The organism is Pseudomonas sp. G5001 (assembly GCF_013385475.1).
Lineage (GTDB): Bacteria > Pseudomonadota > Gammaproteobacteria > Pseudomonadales > Pseudomonadaceae > Aquipseudomonas.
The window spans coordinates 154,987-179,275 of record NZ_JACAPZ010000001.1 but is presented as its reverse complement, the minus strand read 5'-3'; the positions used below and the strand labels follow the sequence as shown (position 1 = coordinate 179,275).

Annotated in this window: 36 protein-coding genes; 33 read left to right on the top strand and 3 right to left on the bottom strand. The window is 57.1% G+C overall.

Annotated features, from left to right (window positions below):
- Nucleotides 1-35: 35 nt before the first annotated feature.
- From rplC to bfr, 29 genes are all read left to right on the top strand, one after another.
- Nucleotides 36-671, top strand: coding sequence for a 50S ribosomal protein L3 (gene rplC, locus HX805_RS00910; protein WP_003194649.1), 636 nt, complete (start codon nt 36-38; stop codon nt 669-671).
- A gap of 12 nt (nt 672-683) precedes the next feature.
- Nucleotides 684-1,286, top strand: coding sequence for a 50S ribosomal protein L4 (rplD, locus tag HX805_RS00905; protein WP_003210082.1), 603 nt, complete (start codon nt 684-686; stop codon nt 1,284-1,286).
- Complete coding sequence (rplW, locus tag HX805_RS00900) at nt 1,283-1,582, top strand: 50S ribosomal protein L23 (RefSeq protein WP_002555488.1); 300 nt, start codon at nt 1,283-1,285, stop codon at nt 1,580-1,582. Before rplD ends, rplW begins: the two co-directional genes overlap by 4 nt.
- Nucleotides 1,583-1,596: 14 nt before the next feature.
- Nucleotides 1,597-2,421, top strand: a complete 825-nt coding sequence (rplB, locus tag HX805_RS00895) for a 50S ribosomal protein L2 (protein ID WP_003210080.1) — start codon at nt 1,597-1,599, stop codon at nt 2,419-2,421.
- A gap of 16 nt (nt 2,422-2,437) precedes the next feature.
- Nucleotides 2,438-2,713, top strand: a complete 276-nt coding sequence (rpsS, locus tag HX805_RS00890; protein ID WP_002555486.1) for a 30S ribosomal protein S19 — start codon at nt 2,438-2,440, stop codon at nt 2,711-2,713.
- 13 nt (nt 2,714-2,726) lie between these two features.
- Nucleotides 2,727-3,059 (top strand): 50S ribosomal protein L22, encoded by a 333-nt coding sequence (gene rplV / locus HX805_RS00885; protein ID WP_003210077.1) that lies wholly within the window; start codon nt 2,727-2,729, stop codon nt 3,057-3,059.
- 13 nt (nt 3,060-3,072) lie between these two features.
- The gene (rpsC, locus tag HX805_RS00880) at nt 3,073-3,759 is read left to right on the top strand and encodes a 30S ribosomal protein S3 (RefSeq protein WP_003176422.1); all 687 of its coding nucleotides are present in this window, start codon (nt 3,073-3,075) and stop codon (nt 3,757-3,759) included.
- A 12-nt stretch (nt 3,760-3,771) separates the two neighbouring features.
- Nucleotides 3,772-4,185 carry a 50S ribosomal protein L16 gene (rplP, locus tag HX805_RS00875; RefSeq protein WP_003210075.1) on the top strand — a complete coding sequence of 138 codons (414 nt, stop codon included), beginning with the start codon at nt 3,772-3,774 and terminating at the stop codon, nt 4,183-4,185.
- Entirely contained in the window at nt 4,185-4,376 is a 192-nt protein-coding gene (gene rpmC, locus HX805_RS00870) for a 50S ribosomal protein L29 (RefSeq protein ID WP_002555481.1), read from the top strand. Before rplP ends, rpmC begins: the two co-directional genes overlap by 1 nt.
- Before the next feature lie 2 nt (nt 4,377-4,378).
- A complete protein-coding gene (gene rpsQ, locus HX805_RS00865; RefSeq protein ID WP_003176419.1) occupies nt 4,379-4,645 on the top strand; it encodes a 30S ribosomal protein S17 in 267 nt (88 codons plus the stop codon).
- A gap of 23 nt (nt 4,646-4,668) precedes the next feature.
- The gene (gene rplN, locus HX805_RS00860; RefSeq protein WP_002555479.1) at nt 4,669-5,037 is read left to right on the top strand and encodes a 50S ribosomal protein L14; all 369 of its coding nucleotides are present in this window, start codon (nt 4,669-4,671) and stop codon (nt 5,035-5,037) included.
- Between the two features lie 11 nt (nt 5,038-5,048).
- Nucleotides 5,049-5,363, top strand: a complete 315-nt coding sequence (gene rplX, locus HX805_RS00855) for a 50S ribosomal protein L24 (RefSeq protein ID WP_007896770.1) — start codon at nt 5,049-5,051, stop codon at nt 5,361-5,363.
- 20 nt (nt 5,364-5,383) lie between these two features.
- Nucleotides 5,384-5,923, top strand: a complete 540-nt coding sequence (gene rplE, locus HX805_RS00850; RefSeq protein ID WP_003210069.1) for a 50S ribosomal protein L5 — start codon at nt 5,384-5,386, stop codon at nt 5,921-5,923.
- Between the two features lie 13 nt (nt 5,924-5,936).
- Nucleotides 5,937-6,242 (top strand): 30S ribosomal protein S14, encoded by a 306-nt coding sequence (gene rpsN / locus HX805_RS00845; protein ID WP_003176414.1) that lies wholly within the window; start codon nt 5,937-5,939, stop codon nt 6,240-6,242.
- Nucleotides 6,243-6,450: 208 nt separating this feature from the next.
- On the top strand, nt 6,451-6,843 hold the full coding sequence (gene rpsH / locus HX805_RS00840) for a 30S ribosomal protein S8 (RefSeq protein WP_003186040.1): 393 nt from the start codon (nt 6,451-6,453) through the stop codon (nt 6,841-6,843).
- Nucleotides 6,844-6,855: 12 nt separating this feature from the next.
- Nucleotides 6,856-7,389 carry a 50S ribosomal protein L6 gene (gene rplF / locus HX805_RS00835; RefSeq protein ID WP_003176412.1) on the top strand — a complete coding sequence of 178 codons (534 nt, stop codon included), beginning with the start codon at nt 6,856-6,858 and terminating at the stop codon, nt 7,387-7,389.
- Between the two features lie 10 nt (nt 7,390-7,399).
- Nucleotides 7,400-7,750, top strand: coding sequence for a 50S ribosomal protein L18 (rplR, locus tag HX805_RS00830; protein ID WP_003186037.1), 351 nt, complete (start codon nt 7,400-7,402; stop codon nt 7,748-7,750).
- A gap of 3 nt (nt 7,751-7,753) precedes the next feature.
- A complete protein-coding gene (gene rpsE / locus HX805_RS00825) occupies nt 7,754-8,254 on the top strand; it encodes a 30S ribosomal protein S5 (protein ID WP_003186035.1) in 501 nt (166 codons plus the stop codon).
- Between the two features lie 2 nt (nt 8,255-8,256).
- Nucleotides 8,257-8,433, top strand: coding sequence for a 50S ribosomal protein L30 (rpmD, locus tag HX805_RS00820; RefSeq protein WP_003186033.1), 177 nt, complete (start codon nt 8,257-8,259; stop codon nt 8,431-8,433).
- 4 nt (nt 8,434-8,437) lie between these two features.
- The gene (gene rplO, locus HX805_RS00815; protein WP_003210066.1) at nt 8,438-8,875 is read left to right on the top strand and encodes a 50S ribosomal protein L15; all 438 of its coding nucleotides are present in this window, start codon (nt 8,438-8,440) and stop codon (nt 8,873-8,875) included.
- Nucleotides 8,876-10,204: a preprotein translocase subunit SecY gene (secY, locus tag HX805_RS00810; RefSeq protein WP_003210064.1), complete on the top strand. Its 1,329-nt coding sequence runs from the start codon at nt 8,876-8,878 to the stop codon at nt 10,202-10,204. It abuts the gene before it with no gap.
- Between the two features lie 27 nt (nt 10,205-10,231).
- Nucleotides 10,232-10,348 carry a 50S ribosomal protein L36 gene (rpmJ, locus tag HX805_RS00805; RefSeq protein ID WP_002555468.1) on the top strand — a complete coding sequence of 39 codons (117 nt, stop codon included), beginning with the start codon at nt 10,232-10,234 and terminating at the stop codon, nt 10,346-10,348.
- Between the two features lie 129 nt (nt 10,349-10,477).
- Nucleotides 10,478-10,834: a 30S ribosomal protein S13 gene (rpsM, locus tag HX805_RS00800; RefSeq protein WP_003210063.1), complete on the top strand. Its 357-nt coding sequence runs from the start codon at nt 10,478-10,480 to the stop codon at nt 10,832-10,834.
- A gap of 30 nt (nt 10,835-10,864) precedes the next feature.
- Complete coding sequence (gene rpsK / locus HX805_RS00795) at nt 10,865-11,254, top strand: 30S ribosomal protein S11 (RefSeq protein ID WP_002555466.1); 390 nt, start codon at nt 10,865-10,867, stop codon at nt 11,252-11,254.
- A gap of 18 nt (nt 11,255-11,272) precedes the next feature.
- Nucleotides 11,273-11,893 carry a 30S ribosomal protein S4 gene (gene rpsD / locus HX805_RS00790; RefSeq protein WP_003210056.1) on the top strand — a complete coding sequence of 207 codons (621 nt, stop codon included), beginning with the start codon at nt 11,273-11,275 and terminating at the stop codon, nt 11,891-11,893.
- A 22-nt stretch (nt 11,894-11,915) separates the two neighbouring features.
- On the top strand, nt 11,916-12,917 hold the full coding sequence (rpoA, locus tag HX805_RS00785) for a DNA-directed RNA polymerase subunit alpha (RefSeq protein ID WP_003176403.1): 1,002 nt from the start codon (nt 11,916-11,918) through the stop codon (nt 12,915-12,917).
- A gap of 41 nt (nt 12,918-12,958) precedes the next feature.
- Nucleotides 12,959-13,345 (top strand): 50S ribosomal protein L17, encoded by a 387-nt coding sequence (rplQ, locus tag HX805_RS00780; protein ID WP_003210053.1) that lies wholly within the window; start codon nt 12,959-12,961, stop codon nt 13,343-13,345.
- 248 nt (nt 13,346-13,593) lie between these two features.
- Entirely contained in the window at nt 13,594-15,042 is a 1,449-nt protein-coding gene (locus HX805_RS00775; RefSeq protein ID WP_008436430.1) for a catalase, read from the top strand.
- Nucleotides 15,043-15,197: 155 nt separating this feature from the next.
- On the top strand, nt 15,198-15,662 hold the full coding sequence (gene bfr / locus HX805_RS00770; protein WP_003210048.1) for a bacterioferritin: 465 nt from the start codon (nt 15,198-15,200) through the stop codon (nt 15,660-15,662).
- Nucleotides 15,663-15,730: 68 nt separating this feature from the next.
- Here bfr and uvrA read toward each other — a convergent pair whose 3' ends face one another.
- Nucleotides 15,731-18,565 (bottom strand): excinuclease ABC subunit UvrA, encoded by a 2,835-nt coding sequence (uvrA, locus tag HX805_RS00765; protein WP_003210046.1) that lies wholly within the window; start codon nt 18,563-18,565, stop codon nt 15,731-15,733.
- Nucleotides 18,566-18,743: 178 nt separating this feature from the next.
- On the opposite strand from uvrA, the gene HX805_RS00760 reads away from it, so the two are divergent.
- Both HX805_RS00760 and HX805_RS00755 read left to right on the top strand, forming a co-directional pair.
- Nucleotides 18,744-20,138 carry an MFS transporter gene (locus HX805_RS00760; protein ID WP_003210044.1) on the top strand — a complete coding sequence of 465 codons (1,395 nt, stop codon included), beginning with the start codon at nt 18,744-18,746 and terminating at the stop codon, nt 20,136-20,138.
- A gap of 9 nt (nt 20,139-20,147) precedes the next feature.
- Complete coding sequence (locus HX805_RS00755) at nt 20,148-20,666, top strand: single-stranded DNA-binding protein (RefSeq protein ID WP_003210042.1); 519 nt, start codon at nt 20,148-20,150, stop codon at nt 20,664-20,666.
- Nucleotides 20,667-20,757: 91 nt separating this feature from the next.
- Here the strand turns inward: HX805_RS00755 and HX805_RS00750 are convergent, their stop codons facing one another.
- Nucleotides 20,758-21,666, bottom strand: coding sequence for a LysR family transcriptional regulator (locus tag HX805_RS00750; RefSeq protein ID WP_177116514.1), 909 nt, complete (start codon nt 21,664-21,666; stop codon nt 20,758-20,760).
- A 103-nt stretch (nt 21,667-21,769) separates the two neighbouring features.
- On the opposite strand from HX805_RS00750, the gene tam reads away from it, so the two are divergent.
- Entirely contained in the window at nt 21,770-22,531 is a 762-nt protein-coding gene (tam, locus tag HX805_RS00745) for a trans-aconitate 2-methyltransferase (protein ID WP_177116513.1), read from the top strand.
- A 12-nt stretch (nt 22,532-22,543) separates the two neighbouring features.
- Here the strand turns inward: tam and HX805_RS00740 are convergent, their stop codons facing one another.
- Nucleotides 22,544-23,095 carry a cysteine hydrolase family protein gene (locus tag HX805_RS00740; RefSeq protein ID WP_102370002.1) on the bottom strand — a complete coding sequence of 184 codons (552 nt, stop codon included), beginning with the start codon at nt 23,093-23,095 and terminating at the stop codon, nt 22,544-22,546.
- A gap of 95 nt (nt 23,096-23,190) precedes the next feature.
- Between HX805_RS00740 and HX805_RS00735 the strand changes: the two genes are divergently transcribed.
- The gene (locus HX805_RS00735; RefSeq protein WP_177116512.1) at nt 23,191-24,171 is read left to right on the top strand and encodes a GlxA family transcriptional regulator; all 981 of its coding nucleotides are present in this window, start codon (nt 23,191-23,193) and stop codon (nt 24,169-24,171) included.
- Nucleotides 24,172-24,289 lie beyond the last annotated feature (118 nt).

The following is a 24,289-nucleotide window of genomic DNA, read 5'->3' as shown; positions in this document are numbered from 1 at the left end:
GGGTGAAAGCCCCGTACACTCATGAGGTTTACAACATGACTATTGGTGTAGTCGGTCGTAAATGCGGTATGACCCGTATTTTCACCGAAGAAGGTGTCTCCATTCCGGTCACGGTCATTGAGATCGAACCGAATCGCGTCACCCAGTTTAAAACTGAAGAAACCGATGGCTATCGTGCAGTGCAAGTCACTGTCGGCGAGCGTCGTGCTTCGCGTGTGACTGCTGCTCAAGCAGGTCACTTCGCTAAAGCAAACGTTGCAGCTGGTCGTACTGTCATGGAGTTCCGTCTTGAAGACGGCGACTACCAGGCTGGCGATCTGATCAACGCTGAAATCTTCGCCGCTGGTCAACTGGTTGATGTAACCGGTCAGTCCAAGGGTAAAGGCTTCCAGGGTACGATCAAGCGTTGGAATTTCCGTGGCCAAGACAACACTCACGGTAACTCCGTTTCCCACCGCGTCCCGGGCTCTATTGGCCAGTGCCAGACTCCTGGTCGTGTATTCAAGGGCAAAAAAATGTCCGGTCATATGGGCGCTGAGCGCGTGACCGTGCAGTCCCTCGAAGTAGTGCGCGTCGACGCTGAACGCAATCTGTTGTTGGTCAAGGGTGCTGTTCCTGGCGCTACTGGCGGCAACCTGGTTGTACGTCCAGCGGCCAAGGCTCGCGGTTAAGGGGAAGCTGACATGCAATTAAACGTAAATGACGCTCAAGCGATCGAAGTTTCCGAACTGACATTTGGCGGCGAATTCAACGAGACGCTGGTTCACCAAGCAGTCGTGGCCTACATGGCCGGCGGCCGTCAAGGTAGCAAGCAGCAAAAGACCCGTTCCGACGTTCGTGGTGGCGGTAAGCGCCCTTGGCGTCAGAAAGGTACTGGCCGCGCTCGTGCCGGTACTATCCGTAGCCCAATCTGGCGTGGCGGCGGTACCACTTTCGCAGCACGTCCACAGGATCACACCCAGAAGCTCAACAAGAAGATGTATCGCGCAGCACTGCGCTCCATCCTTGCTGAACTCGTGCGTACTGATCGTCTGGTCGTGGTTCAGGACTTCGCTGTTGAAGCGCCGAAAACCAAAGATCTGCTGAACAAGCTGAACGGCATGGGCCTGACTGACGTCCTGATCGTGTCTGAAGCTGTTGATCAGAACCTGTACCTGGCTGCTCGCAACCTGCCACACGTTGATGTACGTGACGTGCAAGGTTCCGATCCAGTTAGTCTGATCGCATACGACAAGGTGTTGATCACCGTGTCGGCCGTGAAGAAATTCGAGGAGCTGCTGGGATGAACCAGGAACGCGTATTTAAAGTTCTGCTTGGCCCGCACGTTTCCGAAAAGGCTACGGTTCTGGCTGACAAGAAAGGCCAGTTCGTTTTCAAGGTTGCAACTGACGCAACCAAGCTGGAAATCAAGAAGGCCGTCGAAAGCCTGTTCAGCGTGAAAGTAGAGCGTGTTACTACCCTGAATGTTCTGGGTAAGAGCAAGCGCACTGCTCGCGGTCTGGGCAAGCGTAATGACTGGAAGAAGGCAGTTATCTCCCTTCAGCCAGGCCAAGATCTCGATTTCAGCAGCAGTGCTGAGTAAGGAAGGGGTGCATCATGGCAATCGTTAAATGCAAACCGACTTCCCCTGGCCGCCGTTTTGTGGTCAAGGTGGTCAACCAGGAGCTGCATAAAGGCGCTCCTCACGCACCGCTGCTCGAGAAGAAATCGAAGACTGGTGGTCGTAACAACAATGGTCGTATTACCACTCGTCACATCGGTGGTGGCCATAAGCAGCATTATCGTCTGGTCGACTTCCGTCGCAACGACAAAGATGGCATCGCTGCCACTGTCGAGCGTATCGAATACGATCCAAACCGTACTGCTCACATCGCTCTGCTGCTGTACGCAGATGGCGAGCGTCGCTACATCATCGCCCCTAAAGGCGTGAGTGCTGGTGACCAGCTGATCGCAGGTGCTTTGGCACCGATCAAGCCGGGCAACGCTCTGCAACTGCGCAACATTCCAGTTGGTAGCACCGTACACGGCATCGAATTGAAGCCGGGTAAAGGCGCGCAAATCGCTCGTTCCGCTGGTGCTTCGGCTCAGCTGATCGCTCGTGAAGGTGTCTACGTGACCCTGCGTCTGCGCTCTGGTGAAATGCGTAAAGTATTGGCTGAATGCCGTGCGACCCTGGGCGAAGTCTCGAACTCCGAGCACAGCCTGCGTTCGCTGGGTAAAGCTGGTGCCAAACGCTGGCGTGGCGTTCGCCCAACCGTTCGTGGTGTTGCCATGAACCCGGTTGACCACCCACACGGTGGTGGTGAAGGTCGTACCTCTGGTGGTCGTCATCCGGTATCGCCATGGGGCTTCCCGACTAAGGGCGCGAAGACTCGTGGTAATAAGCGTACCGACAAAATGATCGTCCGTCGTCGCAAGTAAATAGAGGGATACGACAGTGCCACGTTCTCTGAAAAAAGGTCCTTTTATTGATCTTCACCTACTGAAGAAGATCGAAGTGGCGGCGGAAAAGAACGATCGCAAACCGGTGAAAACCTGGTCGCGTCGTTCGATGATCCTGCCACAAATGGTCGGTCTGACCATTGCAGTGCATAACGGTCGTCAACATGTTCCAGTTCTCGTGAACGAAGACATGGTCGGCCACAAACTAGGCGAGTTTGCCGGTACCCGCACATATCGTGGGCACGTGGCAGACAAGAAAGCCAAGCGTTAAGGGGTAAGGAACGATGGAAGTAGCCGCTAAGTTGTCGGGCGCTCGAATCTCCGCCCAGAAAGCCCGCTTGGTCGCCGACCAGATCCGCGGGAAGAAGGTGGGCGAAGCGCTCAACCTGTTGGCTTTCAGCAGTAAGAAAGCCGCCGAGATCATCAAGAAAGTGCTGGAGTCGGCCGTAGCCAACGCCGAGCACAACGAAGGCGCAGACGTTGATGACCTGAAGGTCAGCACCGTTTTCGTCAACGAAGGGCGTTCGCTGAAGCGCATCATGCCTCGTGCCAAAGGCCGAGCTGATCGCATCGTCAAGCGGTCTTGCCATATCACTGTCAAGGTTGCTGACAAGTAACGGAGTCGAAGAGATGGGTCAGAAAGTACATCCCATTGGCATTCGCCTGGGAATCGTCAAGGAGCACACCTCCGTCTGGTACGCAGACGGTCGGACTTATGCGGACTACTTGTTCGCTGATCTGAAGGTGCGTGAGTATCTCCAAGACAAACTAAAAAGCGCGTCCGTGAGCCGTATCGATATCCATCGTCCTGCTCAAACTGCACGTATCACCATCCACACCGCTCGTCCAGGTATCGTTATCGGGAAGAAAGGTGAAGATGTTGAGAAACTGCGTCAGGACCTGACCAAGCAAATGGGTGTGCCTGTGCACATCAATATCGAAGAGATCCGCAAGCCGGAGCTCGACGGTATGCTGGTTGCGCAGAGCGTAGCTCAGCAGCTGGAGCGTCGCGTAATGTTCCGTCGCGCTATGAAGCGCGCAGTACAGAACGCCATGCGCATTGGTGCCAAAGGCATCAAAATCCAAGTGAGCGGTCGTCTCGGCGGTGCTGAAATCGCACGTACTGAATGGTATCGCGAAGGTCGTGTGCCACTGCACACCCTGCGTGCCGACATCGACTATGCCAACTACGAAGCTCACACCACCTACGGTGTGATCGGTGTAAAGGTTTGGATCTTCAAAGGCGAAGTAATTGGTGGTCGCCAAGAAGAACTGAAACCACAAGCACCAGCGCCTCGTAAAAAAGCTGCTAAGTAAGGGGTACGCCAAATGTTGCAACCAAAGCGTACGAAGTTCCGCAAGCAGATGACAGGCCACAACCGTGGTCTGGCTCAGCGCGGTAGCAAAGTCAGCTTCGGCGAATATGCGCTGAAGTCTGTAGCTCGTGGTCGTCTCACCGCTCGTCAGATCGAGTCAGCGCGTCGTGCACTGACCCGTCACGTTAAACGTGGCGGCAAGATCTGGATCCGTGTATTCCCGGACAAGCCTATCTCCAAAAAGCCCCTCGAAGTTCGGATGGGTAAAGGTAAGGGTAACGTGGAATATTGGGTTGCCCAGATTCAGCCAGGCAAAGTCCTGTATGAAATCGAGGGTGTTACTGAAGAGCTGGCGCGTGAGGCTTTCGCCCTGGCTGCTGCAAAGCTGCCGCTCGCCACCTCCTTTGTTAAACGGACGGTGATGTGATGAAAGCGAATGAACTTCGTGAAAAATCCGCACAGCAGCTGAACGAGCAACTGCTCGGCCTGCTGCGCGACCAGTTCAATCTGCGTATGCAGAAAGCAACTGGCCAGTTGGGGCAGTCTCATCTGCTCTCGCAAGTTAAGCGTGACATTGCTCGCGTGAAGACTGTGCTCAACCAGCAGGCAGGTAAGTGATCATGGCTGAAGCCGAAAAGACTGTCCGTACGCTGACTGGCCGTGTTGTCAGCGACAAGATGGACAAAACCATCACCGTTTTGATCGAGCGTCGCGTTAAGCACCCGATCTACGGTAAATACGTTAAGCGTTCGACTAAGCTGCACGCGCACGACGAAACCAACCAGTGCCACATCGGCGACAAAGTCACTATTCGTGAAACTCGTCCGTTGGCCAAGACCAAGTCTTGGGCCCTGGTTGATGTTCTCGAACGCGCTGTGGAAGTCTAAGGACTAGGGGTCGGAGAAATTATATGATTCAGACTCAATCCATGCTCGATGTGGCCGATAACAGCGGCGCACGCCGCGTTATGTGCATCAAGGTGCTGGGTGGCTCCCATCGTCGTTACGCTGGTATCGGTGACATCATCAAAGTTACCGTGAAGGAAGCAATTCCTCGCGGTAAAGTGAAAAAAGGCCAAGTGATGACTGCTGTTGTAGTCCGCACTCGTCACGGCGTACGCCGTGCAGATGGCTCCATTATCCGCTTTGATGGCAACGCTGCTGTTCTTCTGAACAACAAGCAAGAGCCGATCGGCACCCGTATCTTTGGGCCAGTGACCCGTGAACTTCGTACTGAGAAGTTCATGAAGATCGTCTCGCTCGCCCCAGAAGTGCTGTAAGGAGATCCGACATGCAAAAGATTCGTCGTGACGACGAGATCATCGTGATCGCCGGCAAAGACAAAGGTAAGCGCGGTAAGGTGCTGAAGGTTCTTGCTGATGACCGTCTGGTCGTTGGTGGTCTGAACCTGGTCAAGCGTCATACCAAGCCTAACCCGATGTCGGGCGTACAAGGCGGTATCGTCGAGAAAGAAGCGCCACTGCACGCTTCTAACGTCGCCATCTTCAACGGCGAAACCAACAAGGCTGACCGCGTTGGTTTCAAAGTAGAAGACGGTAAGAAAATTCGTGTCTTCAAGTCGACCCAAAAAGCGGTTGATGCTTGAACACTGCTAGGTAGAAGACCATGGCACGACTAAAAGAGATTTACCGGAAGGAAATCGCACCGAAACTTAAGGAAGAACTTAAGCTTTCGAACGTGATGGAAGTTCCGCGCGTTACCAAAATCACCCTGAACATGGGTCTGGGCGAAGCGATCGGCGACAAAAAAGTCATCGAGCACGCTGTTGCTGACCTGGAAAAGATCACCGGCCAAAAAGTCGTTGTGACCTACGCTCGTAAATCCATCGCTGGCTTTAAAGTCCGTGAAGGATGGCCGATCGGCGTCAAAGTGACTCTGCGCCGTGAGCGTATGTACGAATTCCTGGATCGTCTGCTGTCGATCTCCCTGCCTCGGGTCCGCGACTTCCGCGGCCTGAATGCCAAGTCCTTCGATGGTCGTGGTAACTACAGCATGGGCGTTAAAGAGCAGATCATCTTCCCGGAAATCGACTACGACAAGATCGATGCTCTCCGCGGTCTGGACATCACCCTGACCACCACTGCCAAGAACGATGATGAAGGCCGCGCTCTGCTGCGTGCGTTCAAATTCCCGTTCCGCAACTGATTGGAGTAGGACCATGGCCAAGATGAGCATGAAAAACCGCGAGCTGAAGCGTCAGCTCACGGTTGCCAAGTACGCCAAGAAGCGTGCAGCACTGAAAGCAATCATCGTTGATCTGAACGCAAGTCCAGAAGCGCGTTGGGAAGCTACAGTTGCTCTGCAGAAGCAGCCACGTGACGCAAGCGCTTCGCGCATGCGTAACCGCTGCCGCCTGACCGGTCGTCCACACGGCGTTTACCGCAAGTTCGGCCTCGGCCGTAACAAACTGCGTGAAGCGGCAATGCGTGGTGACGTACCAGGTCTGGTTAAAGCCAGCTGGTAAGTACGTTCGAAGTCTCGGTGGCCAGGATCGCAAGATACTGACCACCGGTGGCCTAGAATCTGGAACAAGCCCCTTTTGGGGCTTGTTTCATTTCCGGAGTGTGTCTAAAATACGCGGCTCGCCTGAGCCCGTGTGTTTTGTGCTCGGAGATTCTCGGCGACACGTAATGGCCGCAAGGCTAATTTTTTTGTATTAGGAGCGTCTAGCCATGAGTATGCAGGACCCGTTAGCGGACATGCTAACTCGTATCCGTAATGCCCAGATGGCTGAAAAGTCCGTCGTAAGCATGCCATCTTCCACGTTGAAGGTTGCTGTTGCCAAAGTCCTGAAAGACGAAGGCTACATTGCGGGTTATCAGATCAGCAGCGAAATCAAACCACTGCTGTCCATCGAGCTGAAGTACTTCGAAGGCCGTCCGGTCATCGAAGAAGTGAAGCGCGTTAGCCGTCCAGGCCTGCGTCAGTACAAGTCCGTTGATGATCTGCCAAAAGTTCGTGGCGGTCTCGGTGTGTCTATCGTCTCCACCAACAAAGGTGTGATGACGGATCGTGCTGCGCGCGCTGCCGGTGTCGGCGGCGAAGTTCTTTGCACTGTGTTCTAAGGGGGGATAAGCATGTCACGCGTCGCTAAGAACCCCGTTAAGCTGCCAGCCGGTGTCGAAGTAAAATTCGCAGGCCAACAGCTTTCGGTGAAGGGTGCCAAGGGCACTCTGGAACTGAACATCCATTCGTCCGTTGAGATCGTTGAAGAAGCTGGTGAGCTGCGTTTCGCTGCTCGCAATGGCGATCAACAAACTCGCGCAATGGCCGGTACCACTCGTGCGTTGGTAAACAACATGGTCCAAGGCGTAAGCCAAGGCTTCGAGCGCAAGCTCCAGCTGGTCGGTGTTGGTTACAAAGCGCAAGCAAAAGGCACGGTTCTGAACCTGGCCCTTGGCTTCTCGCACCCAGTGGATTACGAACTGCCGGAAGGCATCACCGCTGAGACCCCTAGCCAAACCGATATCCTGATCAAGGGTATTGATAAGCAGCTGGTAGGTCAGGTGGCCGCTGAGATCCGCGACTTCCGTCCACCAGAGCCGTACAAAGGCAAAGGTGTGCGCTACGCGGACGAAGTCGTCCGTCGTAAAGAAGCCAAGAAGAAGTAGGGCATAGCAAATGACCGACAAAAAAGTTACTCGACTGCGTCGCGCTCGCAAAGCACGCCTGAAAATGCACGAACTCGAAGTCGTGCGTCTCTGCGTGTTCCGCTCGTCGCAGCACATCTACGCCCAGGTCATCTCGGCCGACGGCAACAAAGTCCTGGCAAGCGCCTCGACTTTGGATAAAGAACTGCGTGATGGTGCCACTGGCAACATCGACGCGGCCACTAAGGTTGGCCAGCTGGTCGCTACGCGTGCTAAGGCCGCCGGCGTCTCGCAAGTGGCTTTCGACCGCTCTGGCTTCAAGTACCACGGCCGCGTGAAAGCGCTGGCTGATGCTGCTCGTGAAGCTGGGCTGGAGTTCTAAGTTATGTCAAATAACGACCAAAAGCGCGACGAAGGCTACATTGAGAAGCTGGTTCAAGTTAACCGCGTAGCCAAAACCGTTAAAGGCGGCCGTATCTTCACTTTCACCGCGTTGACCGTGGTAGGTGATGGTAAAGGGCGCGTTGGCTTCGGCCGTGGCAAGTCACGTGAAGTGCCTGCTGCGATCCAGAAGGCAATGGAAGCTGCTCGTCGCAACATGATCCAAGTTGATCTGAACGGCACTACTCTGCAGTACGCAATGAAGTCCGCTCACGGCGCTTCGAAGGTGTACATGCAGCCTGCCTCTGAAGGTACCGGTATCATCGCTGGCGGCGCTATGCGTGCTGTCCTCGAAGTTGCTGGCGTTCAGAACGTTCTGGCCAAGTGCTACGGCTCGACTAACCCGGTAAACGTGGTTCACGCCACTTTCAAGGGTTTGAAAGCAATGCAGTCTCCTGAATCCATTGCCGCCAAGCGTGGCAAAAGCGTCAAGGAGATCTTCTGATCATGGCTACCGTTAAAGTAACGCTGATCAAAAGCATGACCGGCCGCATCCCTAACCACAAATTGTGCGTTAAGGGTTTGGGTCTGCGTCGCATCGGTCACACTGTAGAAGTACTTGATACTCCCGAGAATCGCGGGATGATCAACAAGGCTTACTACATGCTGCGTGTCGAGGGTTAATTCGATGAAACTCAATGATCTGAGTCCAGCGCCGGGTTCCCGTCGCGAAAAGCATCGTCCGGGCCGTGGTATTGGTAGTGGTTTGGGCAAGACCGGTGGCCGTGGCCACAAAGGTCAGTCCTCCCGCTCCGGTGGCACCATCGCTCCAGGCTTTGAAGGCGGTCAACAGCCGCTGCATCGTCGCCTGCCGAAGTTCGGTTTCGTTTCCCTGAAAGCCATGGACCGCGCAGAAGTGCGTCTGTCCGAGCTGGCCAAAGTGGAAGGCGACATCGTTACCGTGCAGACCCTGAAAGATGCCAACGTGATCAACGTCAACGTACAGCGTGTGAAAATCATGCTGTCCGGTGAAGTGACTCGCGCTGTCACTATCGGCAAGGGAATCGGCGCCACCAAAGGTGCGCGTTCGGCTATCGAAGCAGCTGGCGGCAAGTTCGAGGAATAAATGGCTAAGCAAGGTGCTCTCTCAGCGCTCGGCAAAGGCGGTATGTCTGAACTTTGGGCTCGTCTGCGTTTTCTGTTCCTGGCGATTATCGTCTACCGAATAGGCGCACACATCCCGGTTCCAGGTATCAACCCGGACCGACTCGCAGACCTGTTTCGACAGAATGAGGGGACCATTCTTAGCTTGTTCAACATGTTTTCCGGCGGCGCGCTGGAACGGATGAGCATCTTTGCACTGGGGATCATGCCGTACATCTCGGCATCGATCATCATGCAACTGATGACCGCCGTCAGTCCGCAGTTGGAGCAGTTGAAGAAGGAAGGTGAAGCTGGCCGTCGCAAGATAAGCCAGTACACCCGCTACGGCACTGTCATCCTCGCCCTGGTCCAGGCTATCGGCATGTCCGTTGGCCTGGCCGGGCAGGGTGTTGCGTTCACTGGTGACTTTGGCTTCCATTTCGTCGCGGTATCCACATTTGTGGCTGGTGCGATGTTCATGATGTGGCTGGGTGAGCAGATTACTGAGCGTGGTGTTGGTAACGGTATCTCGATGTTGATTTTCGCAGGTATCGTTGCCGGTCTTCCGAGAGCGATTGGGCAGTCTTTCGAGTCTGCACGTCAGGGTGATATCAATATCTTCGCCCTGGTTGCCATCGGTTTGTTGGCAGTAGCGATTATCGGTTTTGTGGTGTTCATTGAGCGTGGCCAGCGTCGTATTGCTGTTCACTACGCCAAGCGTCAGCAGGGCCGCAAGGTCTTTGCCGCGCAGACCAGCCACCTGCCGCTGAAAGTGAACATGGCCGGGGTTATTCCTGCCATTTTCGCGAGCAGCATTTTGCTGTTTCCGGCTTCGTTGGGTGCCTGGTTCGGTCAGTCTGAAGGTATGGGCTGGTTGCAGGACATCTCGCAGTCGATCGCTCCTGGTCAGCCGTTGAATATTCTGCTGTTTAGTGCAGGGATTATTTTCTTCTGCTTCTTCTATACGGCGTTGATGTTCAATCCGAAAGACGTAGCGGAAAACCTGAAGAAGTCCGGTGCCTTTATTCCGGGTATTCGTCCAGGTGAGCAGTCTGCGCGCTACATTGATGGCGTTCTGACTCGCTTGACCATGTTCGGTGCTCTATATATGACGGCCGTCTGCCTGTTGCCCCAGTTCCTGGTGGTTGCAGCAAACGTTCCGTTCTACCTTGGCGGGACCTCGTTGCTGATCGTCGTCGTGGTTGTGATGGACTTCATGTCCCAAGTACAATCGCACCTCGTTTCGCACCAGTACGAATCCCTGATGAAGAAAGCCAACCTGAAGGGTTACGGCAGCGGCATGTTGCGCTGAGTACCCATAAGGTTCGAGGAGTTGGTGATGAAAGTTCGTGCATCGGTGAAAAAGCTGTGCCGTAACTGCAAGATTATTCGCCGCGAAGGTGTTGTTCGAGTAATTTGCAGCGCGGAACCGCGTCACAAACAGCGCCAAGGCTGAGTGTGATCCGCTTGAAGCCCGGCAGCTAGTGCGCTGCCGGGTTGATTATTTGTTATTACAGCGATATTATCTCGCGCCCTATTTCTTGGCTTCCGGGGCGTAGGTAGCTGTCAATTGGAGTCCCACTGAATGGCCCGTATTGCAGGCGTTAACATTCCAGATAACAAGCACACTGTTATCTCGCTGACCTACATCTATGGTGTTGGTCGCACTACTGCGCAGAAAATTTGCGCAGACACTGGGGTAAACCCAGCCGCAAAGATCAAGGATCTGAGCGACGAGCAGATTGAGCTGTTGCGTGGCGAAGTGGCGAAGTTCACCACTGAAGGTGACCTGCGTCGCGAAATCAACATGAAAATCAAGCGTTTGATGGACCTCGGTTGCTACCGTGGTCTGCGTCATCGTCGTGGTCTTCCAGTACGCGGTCAGCGTACCAAGACTAACGCGCGTACCCGTAAAGGTCCGCGTAAGCCGATCCGCAAGTAATCGCCCACGCGAATCGACAGGAAATTAATCATGGCAAAACCTGCTGCTCGTCCTCGTAAAAAAGTTAAAAAGACAGTGGTTGATGGCATCGCCCACATCCATGCATCTTTTAACAACACAATCGTGACCATCACCGACCGTCAAGGTAACGCGCTTTCTTGGGCTACCTCCGGTGGTTCGGGTTTCCGCGGTTCCCGCAAGTCCACCCCGTTTGCTGCTCAAGTAGCTGCTGAACGTGCTGGTCAAGCTGCGCTGGAATATGGCCTGAAAAACCTCGACGTCAACGTCAAAGGTCCAGGTCCAGGTCGTGAGTCTGCTGTCCGTGCATTGAACGGCTGTGGCTATAAGATCGCCAGCATCACCGACGTGACGCCAATCCCGCACAACGGGTGCCGTCCGCCGAAGAAGCGCCGCGTGTAATCCAGGAGATTGTAAAGAATGGCTCGTTACATTGGTCCAAAATGCAAACTCGCTCGTCGTGAAGGCACCGATCTCTTTCTGAAGAGCGGCGTGCGCGCGATCGAATCGAAGTGCAACATTGAAGCAGCACCTGGTATCCACGGCCAACGCCGCGGTCGCCAGTCCGACTACGGCACCCAACTGCGTGAAAAGCAGAAGGTCCGTCGTATCTACGGCGTTCTCGAGCGTCAGTTCAGCGGCTACTACAAAGAAGCTGCTGGCAAGAAAGGTGCAACCGGTGAAAACCTGCTGCAACTGCTCGAATGCCGTCTGGACAACGTTGTATACCGTATGGGCTTTGGTTCGACTCGTGCCGAATCCCGTCAGCTGGTATCGCACAAATCCGTCAGCGTAAACGGCCAAACCGTTAACGTCCCGTCGTACCAGGTTCGTGCTGGTGACGTGGTCGCGATTCGCGAGAAAGCAAAAAATCAACTTCGCATTGTCCAAGCTCTCGATCTGTGTGCCCAACGTGGCCGCGTAGAATGGGTAGAAGTAGACACTGAGAAGAAGTCGGGCGTTTTCAAGAACGTTCCTGCTCGCAGTGATCTGTCCGCCGACATCAACGAAAGCCTGATTGTCGAGCTCTACTCCAAGTAAGGGCTAGAAAATAGGTGCATCCATGCAGATTTCGGTAAATGAGTTCCTGACACCCCGTCACATTGATGTGCAGGTTGTCAGTCCAACCCGCGCCAAGATCACTCTCGAGCCTCTCGAGCGTGGTTTTGGCCACACCCTGGGCAACGCGCTGCGCCGCATCCTGTTGTCCTCAATGCCCGGCTGTGCAGTAGTCGAGGCCGAGATTGACGGTGTGCTCCACGAGTACAGCGCCATCGAAGGTGTACAGGAAGACGTAATTGAAATCCTGTTGAACCTTAAAGGTCTGGCTATCAAGCTGCACGGCCGTGACGAAGTTACGCTGACCTTGTCGAAGAAGGGTTCGGGGGTGGTTACCGCTGCCGATATTCAGCTGGATCATGATGTCGAGATCGTTAATCCCGATCACGTAATCGCTAACCTGGCGTCTAACGGCGCCCTGAACATGAAGCTCACCGTAGCTCGTGGTCGTGGTTATGAACCGGCCGACTCGCGTCAGAGCGATGAAGACGAAAGCCGCAGCATTGGTCGCTTGCAGCTCGACTCTTCGTTCAGCCCGGTTCGCCGTATCGCATACGTGGTGGAAAACGCCCGTGTCGAACAGCGTACTAACCTGGACAAGCTGGTTATTGATCTGGAAACCAACGGTACTCTGGATCCTGAAGAGGCTATCCGCCGCGCTGCAACCATTCTGCAACAGCAGTTGGCTGCGTTCGTCGACCTCAAGGGTGACAGCGAACCAGTGGTAATCGAGCAGGAAGACGAGATCGATCCGATCCTGCTTCGCCCGGTTGACGATCTGGAACTGACTGTACGTTCGGCTAACTGCCTTAAGGCGGAAAACATTTACTACATCGGTGATCTGATTCAGCGCACCGAAGTAGAACTGTTGAAGACTCCGAACCTGGGCAAGAAATCCTTGACTGAAATCAAGGACGTTCTGGCCTCCCGCGGTCTGTCCCTCGGCATGCGCCTCGACAACTGGCCGCCTGCAAGTCTTAAGAAGGACGACAAGGCGACTGCCTGATCGTCGTAATCACCGAACGTGAGTTTGGTAAGGAATGAACCATGCGTCATCGTAAAAGTGGTCGTCACCTGAGCCGTACCAGCTCGCACCGTAAGGCTATGTTCCAGAACATGGCGGTGTCGCTGTTCGAGCACGAGCTGATCAAAACTACACTGCCGAAAGCTAAAGAACTGCGTCGCGTTGCTGAGCCGCTGATTACTTTGGCCAAGACAGACAGCCTGGCTAACCGCCGTCTGGCTTTCGACCGTACTCGTTCGAAAGCTATCGTTGGTAAGCTCTTCAACGACCTGGGCAAGCGTTACGCTACCCGTGAGGGTGGCTACCTGCGCATCCTCAAGTGCGGTTTCCGCGCTGGTGACAACGCGCCTATGGCGTACGTTGAGCTGATCGATCGTCCAGTTGGCGGTGAAGCTGTATCCGCTGAGTAAGACGTCAGTCTGTAACGAAGAACCGGGCCTAGTGCCCGGTTTTTTGTGCGCGTTGGAAAACTGGAATTACCTCGAGCGAATACACGTTCATCCCGTGCAGCAACTTTTGATATCCGTTCGGATGGATCGTTAGTTAATTTCTATCGGCCGGCATGATTTAATAAATTTGATGGTGTCATCTTCCTGGTCAATAATCGCTCCAAGCCGATTAGCCGGCAGTTCCAAGACTGACCTGAGGAAGATTGAGCATGAGCCAGAATAAAACCCTTACTACCGCCAGCGGCGCACCTGTCGCGGATAACCAGAATTCCCGTTCCGCCGGTCCACGCGGCCCGCTGCTGCTCGACGACTTTCACCTGATCGAGAAGCTCGCTCACTTCAACCGTGAAAACATTCCTGAGCGTCGTGTACACGCCAAAGGCTCGGGCGCTTACGGTACCTTCACCGTCACTCAAGACATCACGCAGTACACCAGCGCCAAGCTCTTCGATTCTGTGGGCAAGCAAACTCCGACTTTCCTGCGCTTCTCCACGGTGGGTGGCGAGCGTGGTTCGGCTGATACTGAGCGCGACCCGCGTGGTTTCGCGTTGAAGTTCTACACCGAAGAAGGCAACTGGGACATCGTTGGTAACAACACCCCGGTGTTCTTCATCCGCGACCCGCTGAAGTTTCCCGACTTTATCCACACCCAAAAGCGCCTGCCGCAAAGCAACCTGAAAAGTGCACAGATGATGTGGGACTTCTGGTCGCACTCCCCTGAGGCGCTGCACCAGGTCACCATCCTGTTTTCGGACCGTGGCATCCCGGACGGCTACCGTCACATGCACGGCTTCGGCAGTCACACCTACAGCTTGATTAACGCCAAAGGCGAGCGTCACTGGGTGAAGTGGCACTACAAGACCAAGCAAGGTATCAAGAACCTGGCGCCGGCTGACGCTGCACGCCTGGCCGGTACCGACCCTGATTACGCTCAGCGCGATCTGTTCGGTGCTATTGAGCGTGGTGACTTCCCGAAATGGCGCGTGTGCATTCAGATCATGACTGAGGCCCAGGCCAACGCTCACTACGAAAACCCGTTCGACGTGACCAAGACCTGGTCGCAGAAAGAGTTCCCGCTGATCGAAGTGGGTGAGCTGGAACTGAACCGCAACCCGCTGAACTACTTCGCTGAAGTTGAACAGGCGGCTTTCGGTCCAAGCAACATGGTCCCGGGTGTTGGCCTGTCGCCAGACCGCATGCTGCAAGGGCGCGTGTTCGCTTACGCCGATGCCCATCGCTACCGCGTAGGTACCAATCACCAGCAACTGCCGGTGAATGCGCCACGCAGCCCGGTCAACAGCTACCAGCGTGATGGTTCGATGGCATTCGGCTCCAATGGTGGTGCGGCCCCCAATTACGAGCCAAACAGCTACGCCGATGCGCCGAAGCAGGCTCCTCAGTACGCCGAGCCAGCCTTGGCCCTGAGCGGTGCGGCTGATCGTTACGATCACCGCGAAGATACCGACTACTACAGCCATGCCGGTGCGCTGTTCCGCCTGATGAACGATGAGCAGAAAGCCCTGCTGATCAACAATATCGCCGGCGCAATGGCGGGTGTTTCCAGCGACGTGGTGCAGCGCCAGTTGCAGTACTTCTTCAAGGCCGACCCGGCTTATGGAGAAGGGATCGCATCTGCACTGGGTGTATCGCTGAACTGACTCTAAACGATAAGCAGAACCGCCCTCATTTGGGCGGTTTTTGCGTTATTTAAGCTACTTTTCACCGGAAATCTTCACTTTTCTGCCGTTGGTCCCGTGACCTCCGGGTCATCATGGTTCAAACTACAGGCTTTCAAGCAGGGAGATGTAGGGCGATGCAAGGTCACCCCGACGTAATCGATTACCTCAACACGTTGCTGACGGGCGAACTGGCAGCTCGTGACCAATATTTCATTCACTCGCGGATGTACGAAGACTGGGGCTTTACCGAGCTCTACGAGCGTATCAACCATGAAATGGAAGAAGAGGCACAGCACGCCGACGCACTGATGCGCCGTATCCTGATGCTCGAAGGCACGCCCCGTATGCGTCCCGACGACCTGGATACCGGCACCACGGTGCCTGAGATGCTCGCCAGCGACTTGCGCCTTGAGTACAAGGTCCGTGCCGCGCTCTGCAAGGGCATTGAGCTCTGCGAGCAGCACAACGACTACGTCACGCGGGAAATCCTGCGGGTGCAGTTGAATGACACCGAAGAAGATCACACCTACTGGCTGGAAAAGCAGTTGGGCCTGATCAAGCTGATTGGCCTGGAGAATTACCTGCAATCGCAGTTCTGATTCCTCCAGCTACTAAAAAGCCCCTGTCACTTACACGGTGACAGGGGCTTTTTCGTGGGGCTGAACAATCAGTCCTTGTCGCGAGCCAGCAGAGGCTTGAGGTAGAAGCCGGTGTGAGACTGCTTCATCTCCGAGACTTGCTCCGGTGTGCCGACCGCAATGATCTGCCCACCTTTGGAACCGCCTTCCGGCCCCAGGTCCACCAGCCAGTCGGCGGTCTTGATCACATCCAGATTGTGCTCGATCACTACCACAGTATTGCCGTGGTCACGCAGGCGATGCAGCACATCCAGCAATTGCTGAATATCCGCGAAGTGCAGGCCTGTGGTCGGCTCGTCGAGGATGTACAGCGTCTTGCCGGTGTCACGCTTGGACAGCTCGCGAGACAGCTTGACCCGCTGGGCCTCGCCGCCCGACAGCGTCGTTGCCGACTGACCCAGCTTGATGTACGACAGGCCAACATCCATCAGTGTCTGCAGCTTGCGCGCCAGGGCCGGTACCGCGTCGAAGAACACCCGCGCTTCCTCGATCGTCATCTCGAGGGTTTCGTGGATGCTCTTGCCCTTGTACTTGATCTCCAGGGTTTCGCGGTTATAGCGTTTGCTCTTGCACACGTCGCACGGCACGTAGATGTCCGGCAGGAAGTGCATCTCCACCTTGATCAAGCCATCGCCCTGGCACGCTTCGCAGCGGCCGCCCTTGACGTTGAACGAGAACCGGCCAGGCCCGTAGCCACGGGAGCGCGATTCCGGCACGCCGGCGAACAGCTCGCGAATCGGCGTGAACAGCCCGGTGTAGGTCGCCGGGTTGGAGCGCGGTGTGCGGCCAATCGGGCTTTGGTCGATATCGACCACCTTGTCCAGGTGTTCCAGGCCCTTGATGCTGTCGTGAGCGGCGGCTTCCAGGGTGGTCGCGCCGTTCAGTGCAGTGGCACTCAACGGGAACAGCGTGTTGTTGATCAGCGTTGATTTGCCCGAACCGGATACACCGGTCACACAGGTCAGCAGGCCCAGCGGGATCTCCAGGTCGACATTGCGCAGGTTGTTGCCACGCGCGCCCTTGAGGTGCAGTGCCATCTTCTTGTTGCGCGGGGTGCGTTTGGCCGGCACGGCGATCTTCACGCGACCCGACAGGTACTTACCGGTCAGCGAGTCAGGATGCGCCATCACTTCAGCCGGCGTGCCCTCGGCGACAATATGCCCACCGTGAACACCCGCTCCCGGGCCGATATCGACCACATAATCGGCCAGGCGAATCGCGTCTTCATCGTGCTCGACCACGATCACCGTATTGCCGATGTCCCGCAGGTGCTTCAGCGTGCCCAGCAAGCGGTCGTTGTCCCGTTGATGCAATCCAATCGACGGTTCATCGAGGATGTACAACACGCCCACCAGGCCGGCACCGATCTGGCTGGCCAAGCGAATCCGCTGGGCTTCACCGCCGGAAAGCGTGTCGGCACTGCGGTCCAGCGACAGGTAGTCCAGGCCCACGTTGACCAGGAACTGCAGCCGTTCACGAATCTCCTTGAGGATCTTGTCGGCAATTTCCCCGCGGCGGCCCGTCAGTTTCAGCGTGCCGAAGTATTCGCAGGCATCGCCAATCGGCAGGTTGGTCACTGCCGGCAGGGTCTTCTCGCCAACCCACACATGCCGTGCCTCACGGCGCAGGCGTGTGCCACGGCAATCCGGGCAAGGCTGGGTGCTGAGGAACTTGGCCAGTTCCTCGCGCACGCTGGCGGACTCCGTCTCGCGGTAGCGCCGCTCCAGGTTCGGCACGATGCCTTCGAACGGGTGCGAGCGTTTGACGATATCGCCACGGTCGTTCAAATACTTGAAGTCGACGTTCTGTGAACCGCTGCCATGCAGGATGAATTTCTGCTGTTCGGCGGGCAGTTCGTTGAACGGCACTTCCAGGCTGAACTTGTAGTGCGAAGCCAACGACCCCAGCATCTGGAAGTAATAGACGTTACGCCTGTCCCAGCCACGTATCGCACCCTCCGCCAGTGTGAGGTCACCGTTGACCAGGCGCTTGATGTCGAAGAATTGCTTAACCCCCAGGCCATCACAGGTCGGGCAAGCGCCGGCCGGGTTGTTGAAGGAAAACAGCTTCGGTTCCAGCTCGCTGATGGCATGGCCGCAGATCGGGCAGGCGAAGCGCGCGGAGAAGATAATTTCTTCCCCGGGTTCGTCGTCCATCGGCGCCACCAGGGCGATACCGTCTGCCAGCTTCAGCGCGGTCTCGAAAGACTCCGCCAGGCGCTGCTGCAAATCGGCACGCACCTTGAAACGGTCGACGACCACATCAATCGAGTGCTTCTTCTGTTTATCCAGCTTCGGCGCTTCGTCCAGCTCGTAGAGCTTGCCGTTGATGCGGGCACGCACGAAACCCTGGGCACGCAGTTCTTCAAAGACCGAAAGGTGTTCACCCTTGCGCTCGCGAATCACCGGTGCCAGCAGCATCAGCTTGGCGCCCTCCGGCTGGGCCAGCACCAGGTCGACCATCTGGCTGACGGTCTGGGCTTCCAGGGGAATGTCGTGGTCCGGGCAGCGGGGAATACCCACGCGGGCATACAGCAGGCGCAGGTAGTCGTAGATCTCGGTGATGGTGCCCACGGTGGAACGCGGGTTGTGGGAGGTGGATTTCTGTTCGATGGAAATCGCAGGCGACAGGCCTTCAATGGTGTCGACGTCGGGCTTTTCCATCATCGACAGGAACTGGCGGGCATAGGCCGACAGGGATTCCACATAGCGGCGCTGGCCTTCGGCGTACAGCGTGTCAAACGCCAGGGACGACTTGCCGGACCCGGACAAGCCGGTGATGACGATCAGTTTGTCCCGTGGCAGGGTCAGGTCGATGTTCTTCAGGTTGTGGGTTCGAGCCCCACGAATCAGGATCTTGTCCAAGATGGCCTCGCACGGCGGGCGTAAATAATGCAGGAGTATACGGCTAAAGACTGGATGAATATACACTGTCAAAGTGCCGGGTGCAGCCTTACATGAAAGCTGCGCGGCAAAGCGCCGCATATACCCTCTCAATCGATGGGACTGGTAGAATCGCCGCCGGTTCACACGAGGTTTATCCATGCACGATCCCCACAGCGAACGCATGAGTGGCAGCGAGACCCGCGCAGCAAGCGGTCTGGCCCTGGTGTTCGCATTCCGTATGCTTGGCATGTTTATGGTGTTGCCGGTGCTGGCGACCTATGGAATGGATCTCGCAGGAGCGACCCCGGCCCTGATCGGCCTGGCGATTGGCGCCTATGGCCTGACCCAGGCGCTGTTTCAGATTCCGTTCGGCGTCATTTCCGACCGCATCGGCCGCCGGCCGGTGATCTACCTCGGCCTGATCGTCTTCGCCCTGGGCAGTGTGCTTGCGGCCAATGCCGACTCTATCTGGGGCGTGATCGCCGGACGCGTCCTGCAAGGCGCCGGCGCGATTTCCGCCGCCGTCATGGCACTGCTCTCCGACCTGACCCGCGAACAACACCGTACCAAGGCCATGGCGATGATCGGCATGACCATCGGTCTTTCGTTCGCCGTGGCGATGGTAGTCGGCCCGCTGCTGACCCGCGCGTTCGGCTTGCACGGTCTGTTCCTGGCCACCGGTGGCATGGCGCTGTTCGGCATCGTGATTGTCGCCTTCATGGTTCCGCATTCCACGGGGCCGTTGCAGCACCGTGAGTCGGGCGTCGCCAAGCAGGCATTGCTGCCGACACTCAAGCACCCGGACCTGTTGCGCCTGGATTTGGGTATCTTCGTATTACACGCGATGCTGATGTGCAGCTTCGTCGCCTTGCCCCTGGCCCTGGTGCAAAAAGCCGGGTTGCCCAAGGAGCAGCACTGGTGGGTCTATCTCACCGCGCTGCTGATTTCGTTCTTCGCCATGATCCCGTTCATCATCTACGGCGAGAAGAAACGCAAAATGAAACGAGTTCTGCTGGGCGCCGTCGCGACATTGATGCTCACTGAGCTATTCTTCTGGCAGTTCGGCGACAGCCTGCGGGCGCTGGTGATCGGCACGGTGGTGTTCTTCACCGCGTTCAACCTGCTGGAGGCTTCACTGCCTTCGCTGATCAGTAAGGTTTCACCGGCCGGCGGCAAAGGCACGGCGATGGGCGTGTATTCCACCAGCCAGTTCCTCGGTTCTGCACTGGGCGGGATCATGGGTGGCTGGATGTTCCAGCATGGCGGTTTGTCGGTTGTGTTCCTGGGATGCGCAGGTCTGGCTGCCCTCTGGCTAGCCTTTGCTGTTACCATGCGCGAACCTCCCTATGTGACGAGCCTGCGCTTGCCGTTATCGCCCGAAGCGATCCGCGAAGCCGGTCTGGTCGAGCGCCTTAAGGCCGTTGTTGGGGTTACGGATGCTGTGGTTGTTACTGAAGAAGCCGCCATCTACATCAAATTGGACACCGAATTATTGGATCGCGCGACGCTCGAGCAACTGGTCAACCCAGTGCCGACAGCGCGCCCAGCCTAGGAGAACGTTATGGCCCGTGGGGTTAACAAAGTCATATTGGTCGGTACATGCGGCCAGGATCCCGAAGTTCGCTACTTGCCGAACGGTAACGCCGTGACCAACCTGAGTCTGGCGACCAGCGAACAGTGGACCGACAAGCAAACCGGCCAGAAGGTCGAGAAAACCGAATGGCACCGTGTGTCGATGTTCGGCAAGGTTGCAGAGATCGCCGGTGAGTACCTGCGCAAAGGTTCGCAGGTCTACATCGAAGGCAAGCTGCAAACCCGCGAGTGGGAAAAAGACGGCATCAAGCGTTACACCACCGAAATCGTGGTCGACATGCAAGGCACCATGCAACTGCTGGGCGGCCGTCCACAGGGCGACCAACAGGGCCAGGGCGGCATGTCCAACTCGGCACCGCGTCCACAGCAGCAGTCCCGTCCGCAGCCAACCCAGCAGCCACAGCGTGAGTCGCGTCCAGCGCCACAGCAGGCCGCTCCTCAGCCGGCAGCCGACTTCGACAGCTTTGATGACGATATTCCGTTCTAAGGTCGCTTGAGACCCCGAACTGTCGCGTAACACCAGAAAACCCCCGGTGGCCTTGGCCCCGGGGGTTTTTCATTGCGGACACGGCAATCCGCTAAACGTCAGTAGAAGCGGCGCTCACCACCAACTCCCGAAACCTCTCCAATACCGACGACGTATCACCTACCCGGGTAGCCAGGTGCAACGGCGCCACCAGGCTCCGGCACTCCGAAAGCTCGCGATAAACAATCCCGTCGCCCCGCAACCGTTGCATTGAGGCAGGCACAATCGAAACCCCAAGCCCCGCAGCCACCAGGCTCAACGTCGCCGTCATGCGCGGCGCCTCTTGCACAACCTGCGGGCTGAAACCCGCTTCTCGACACGCCACCAGAATCGCGTCATACAACCCAAGCCCCACTCGGCGGCGATACAGCACAAACGCCTCGGTGGCCAATGCCGCCAATGGCAGCGGCGTCGACGGGTTGATAGCCAGTGGATGATCGGTAGGCAGCGCCAGCAACATTGGCTCTACCAGAATTGGCTGGTCCTGCAACGCCTGCGTCCCGCTCAGCGGCGAGCGAATGAACGCCGCGTCGAGCTTTTCGTGCAGCAACGCGTCCAGCAGTTCACCGGTACCGGCTTCTTCCAATACCACTGAAACGCCGACAAAGGTTTCCCGAAACAGGCGCAGTACGCTGGGCACAAACGGATGCAAGGCCGCGGAGCTGGTGAAACCAATCGCCAGGCGTCCGCGTTCACCTCGGGCGGCGCGGCGCACAATGTCGGCCACACCATCGACGCCGGCCAAGATATGCCGCGCCTCCTCCAGCAAGGCCAGCCCCGCAGCGGTCGGGCGCACGCCTCGTGGCAGGCGCTCCATCAGCACCACACCCAACTCGGCTTCAAGACTTTGCAACAGGCGGGTCAGCGGCGGTTGCTGCATGCCCAGTCGTTCTGCCGCGCGAGTGATATAGCCTTCTTCGGCAATCGCGACGAAGGCCCTGAGCTGCCTGAGTTCCAGCATAGGGATACTTTTCAGGTATGGGAGATGATCAATCGTGGCATTTGTTCTCATGGATCACAAGATTTAGGCTGTCCTCACTCCTCACAGAAGAAGGAATGCCGCAATGACCTGGTCAGCCAAGCAATACTCGATGTTCGAACAACAGCGCACTCGTCCCGTCCGGGATCTGGTAGCGGCCATCCCTGAGGGTGATGTGCGCACCGCCGTCGACCTGGGTTGCGGCCCGGGCAATTCGACTGAAGTCCTGGCTGATCGCTTTCCGCAGGCAGTGGTCACCGGCATGGACAGTTCCGATGACATGCTGGTCGACGCCCGCAAGCGCCTGCCCGCGTTGAACTTCGAATTGGCTGATATCGGCGCCTGGAACCCTGTGCAGAAATTCGACGTCATCCTCGCCAATGCATCGCTGCAATGGCTGCCTGATCACGCCACGCTGTATCCGCATTTAGTCAATCAACTGACTCCCGGCGGCACCCTGGCGGTGCAGACGCCCGACAATCTTGACGAGCCGGCCCACAAGCTGGCGCGGGAAGTCGCGGCGGACGGCCCGTGGGCCGCAAAGATCGGCAGCGTCAAACACAATGAACGCCATACCGCGAGCTACTACTTTGAGTTGCTGAGCCAACACTGTTCCACCGTGGATGTATGGCGCACCACTTACCACCATCCGCTGGCAGGTTCTGCCGCGGTGGTGGAGTGGTTCAAGGGGTCGGCATTGCGTCCGTTCCTGGCGCCCCTGACCGAGTCAGAAAAGGGCGCCTTCCTCGACGAGTACCTGGCGCGGATCACCAAGGCTTATCCAGCGCTGGCCGATGGCACTGTGTTGCTGCCGTTTCCGCGCCTGTTCATCATCGCTACCCGGTAAGCGCGGAGAAGGTCAATCGGCGGACAAGAACTGTTCCGCCGATACCACGCTCGCATAAGCAAATCCCAGCGACGACATAAACGCCGCATGCACCTGGGCTGCCGGCACGACGCTGCCATTGAATTCCAGGTCCCGCGTGGCGCAGGCATCGTGGATCACGGTCACGCTGTAGCCCAGGTCCGACGCGGCGCGCACCACGCCGTCGATGCACATATGGCTCATGCTGCCCACCACCACCAGCTCCGTGATGCTGCGTTGTTCCAGCAGGGCCCGCAGGTTGGTTTCGCGGAACGCATTGACGAAATGCTTGAGCACCACCGGCTCGTCGGCCTGGTTCAGCACCTTGGGGTGCAGGTGTGCACCTTCCGAGCCCGGGGTGAAGAAGGGGGCATCGTCGGAGGTGAATTCGTGGCGTACGTGAATCACCGTATCGCCTGCCTGGCGAAATGCCTGTAGCACTTGCTGCGCCTTGTCTGCCGCCGCGTCCACTCCGTCTAGCGGCCACTTGCCCTGGGGGAAGTAGTCGTTCTGGATATCGATTAGGATGAGCGCTTGCTTGGCCATGTTGGTTTCCTTGTGAGGGTTGATGCGTCCAGTATCCTGGCTGGCGTGACGCCTGGGGATTGGCCGCACCGACAATAACAGAGGGAAAACTGACAATGGCGATCGTCGAGCTCGGCGTGCTGATCTACAGTGGTGCGCAAATGGCTGCCGTGCATGGCTTGACCGACCTGTTCGCGGTCGCCAACCGGATTGCGACCGAGCATCAGTCCGAGCAACTGCCGTCCCTGCGCATCAGCCATTGGCAAGCTGAAACAGGCGGTGCGCCGACCCGTGTATTCGATAGCGAGCCCGGTAGCGGGGATAGGTTGACGGCCTTGCTTATTCCACCCTCCATTGCCGGCTTTTCCGAGGGCCAGGCGTCCGCCGAATTGCTGGATTGGCTGCGCCAGCAACATCGCTCCGGGACCATTCTGGGCGGCGTGTGCGTAGGTTCGATCCTGATGGCGGAAAGCGGCCTGTTGGACGGTCGCAGCGCCACCACGCACTGGACGTCGGCGAAAACCTTCGCCGCCCGTTATCCGGCGATTCGCCTGGAAGCCGACAAACCCATCGTCGACGACGGCGACTTGATCACCACCGCCGGCCTCATGGCCTGGTCCGAATTGGGCCTGCGCCTGGTGGACCGTTTGCTCGGCCCGAGCATCGCTGCCAGCACCGCGCGTTTCCTGGTGATCGAACACAGTGACAGCGCCAGTGAGTGTGGCAGTAACTTTGCGCCGATCCTTGCCCATGGCGACGCTGCGATTCTCAAGGTGCAACATTGGCTGCAGGCCAGCGGTGCGGTGGATGTTTCGTTGGCTGCCATGGCGCAGGAGGCGGGACTTGAGGAACGCACCTTCCTGCGACGGTTCCGCGCCGCCACCGGTTTGAAACCCACCGAATATTGCCAGCACCTGCGTGTCGGCAAGGCGCGCCAGATGCTCGAGTTCACCAACGGCACCATTGATCACATCGCCTGGACCGTGGGTTATCAGGACCCTGGTGCTTTCCGCGCCACATTCAAGAAAATCACCGGGCTGGCGCCAAGTGATTACCGCAGCCGTTTCGGCGTGACGCCCACCAAGGCGCACGCCTGAATCGTGCAGAACGCCGCGACATCTCGAGCACTTCGTGCAGAATAAAACAGGCCAAGTGCTATCGCTTTTCCCGCAACTGATTGATTCCCCGCGCGTTTAAACAAACGCCTCCTTGGCT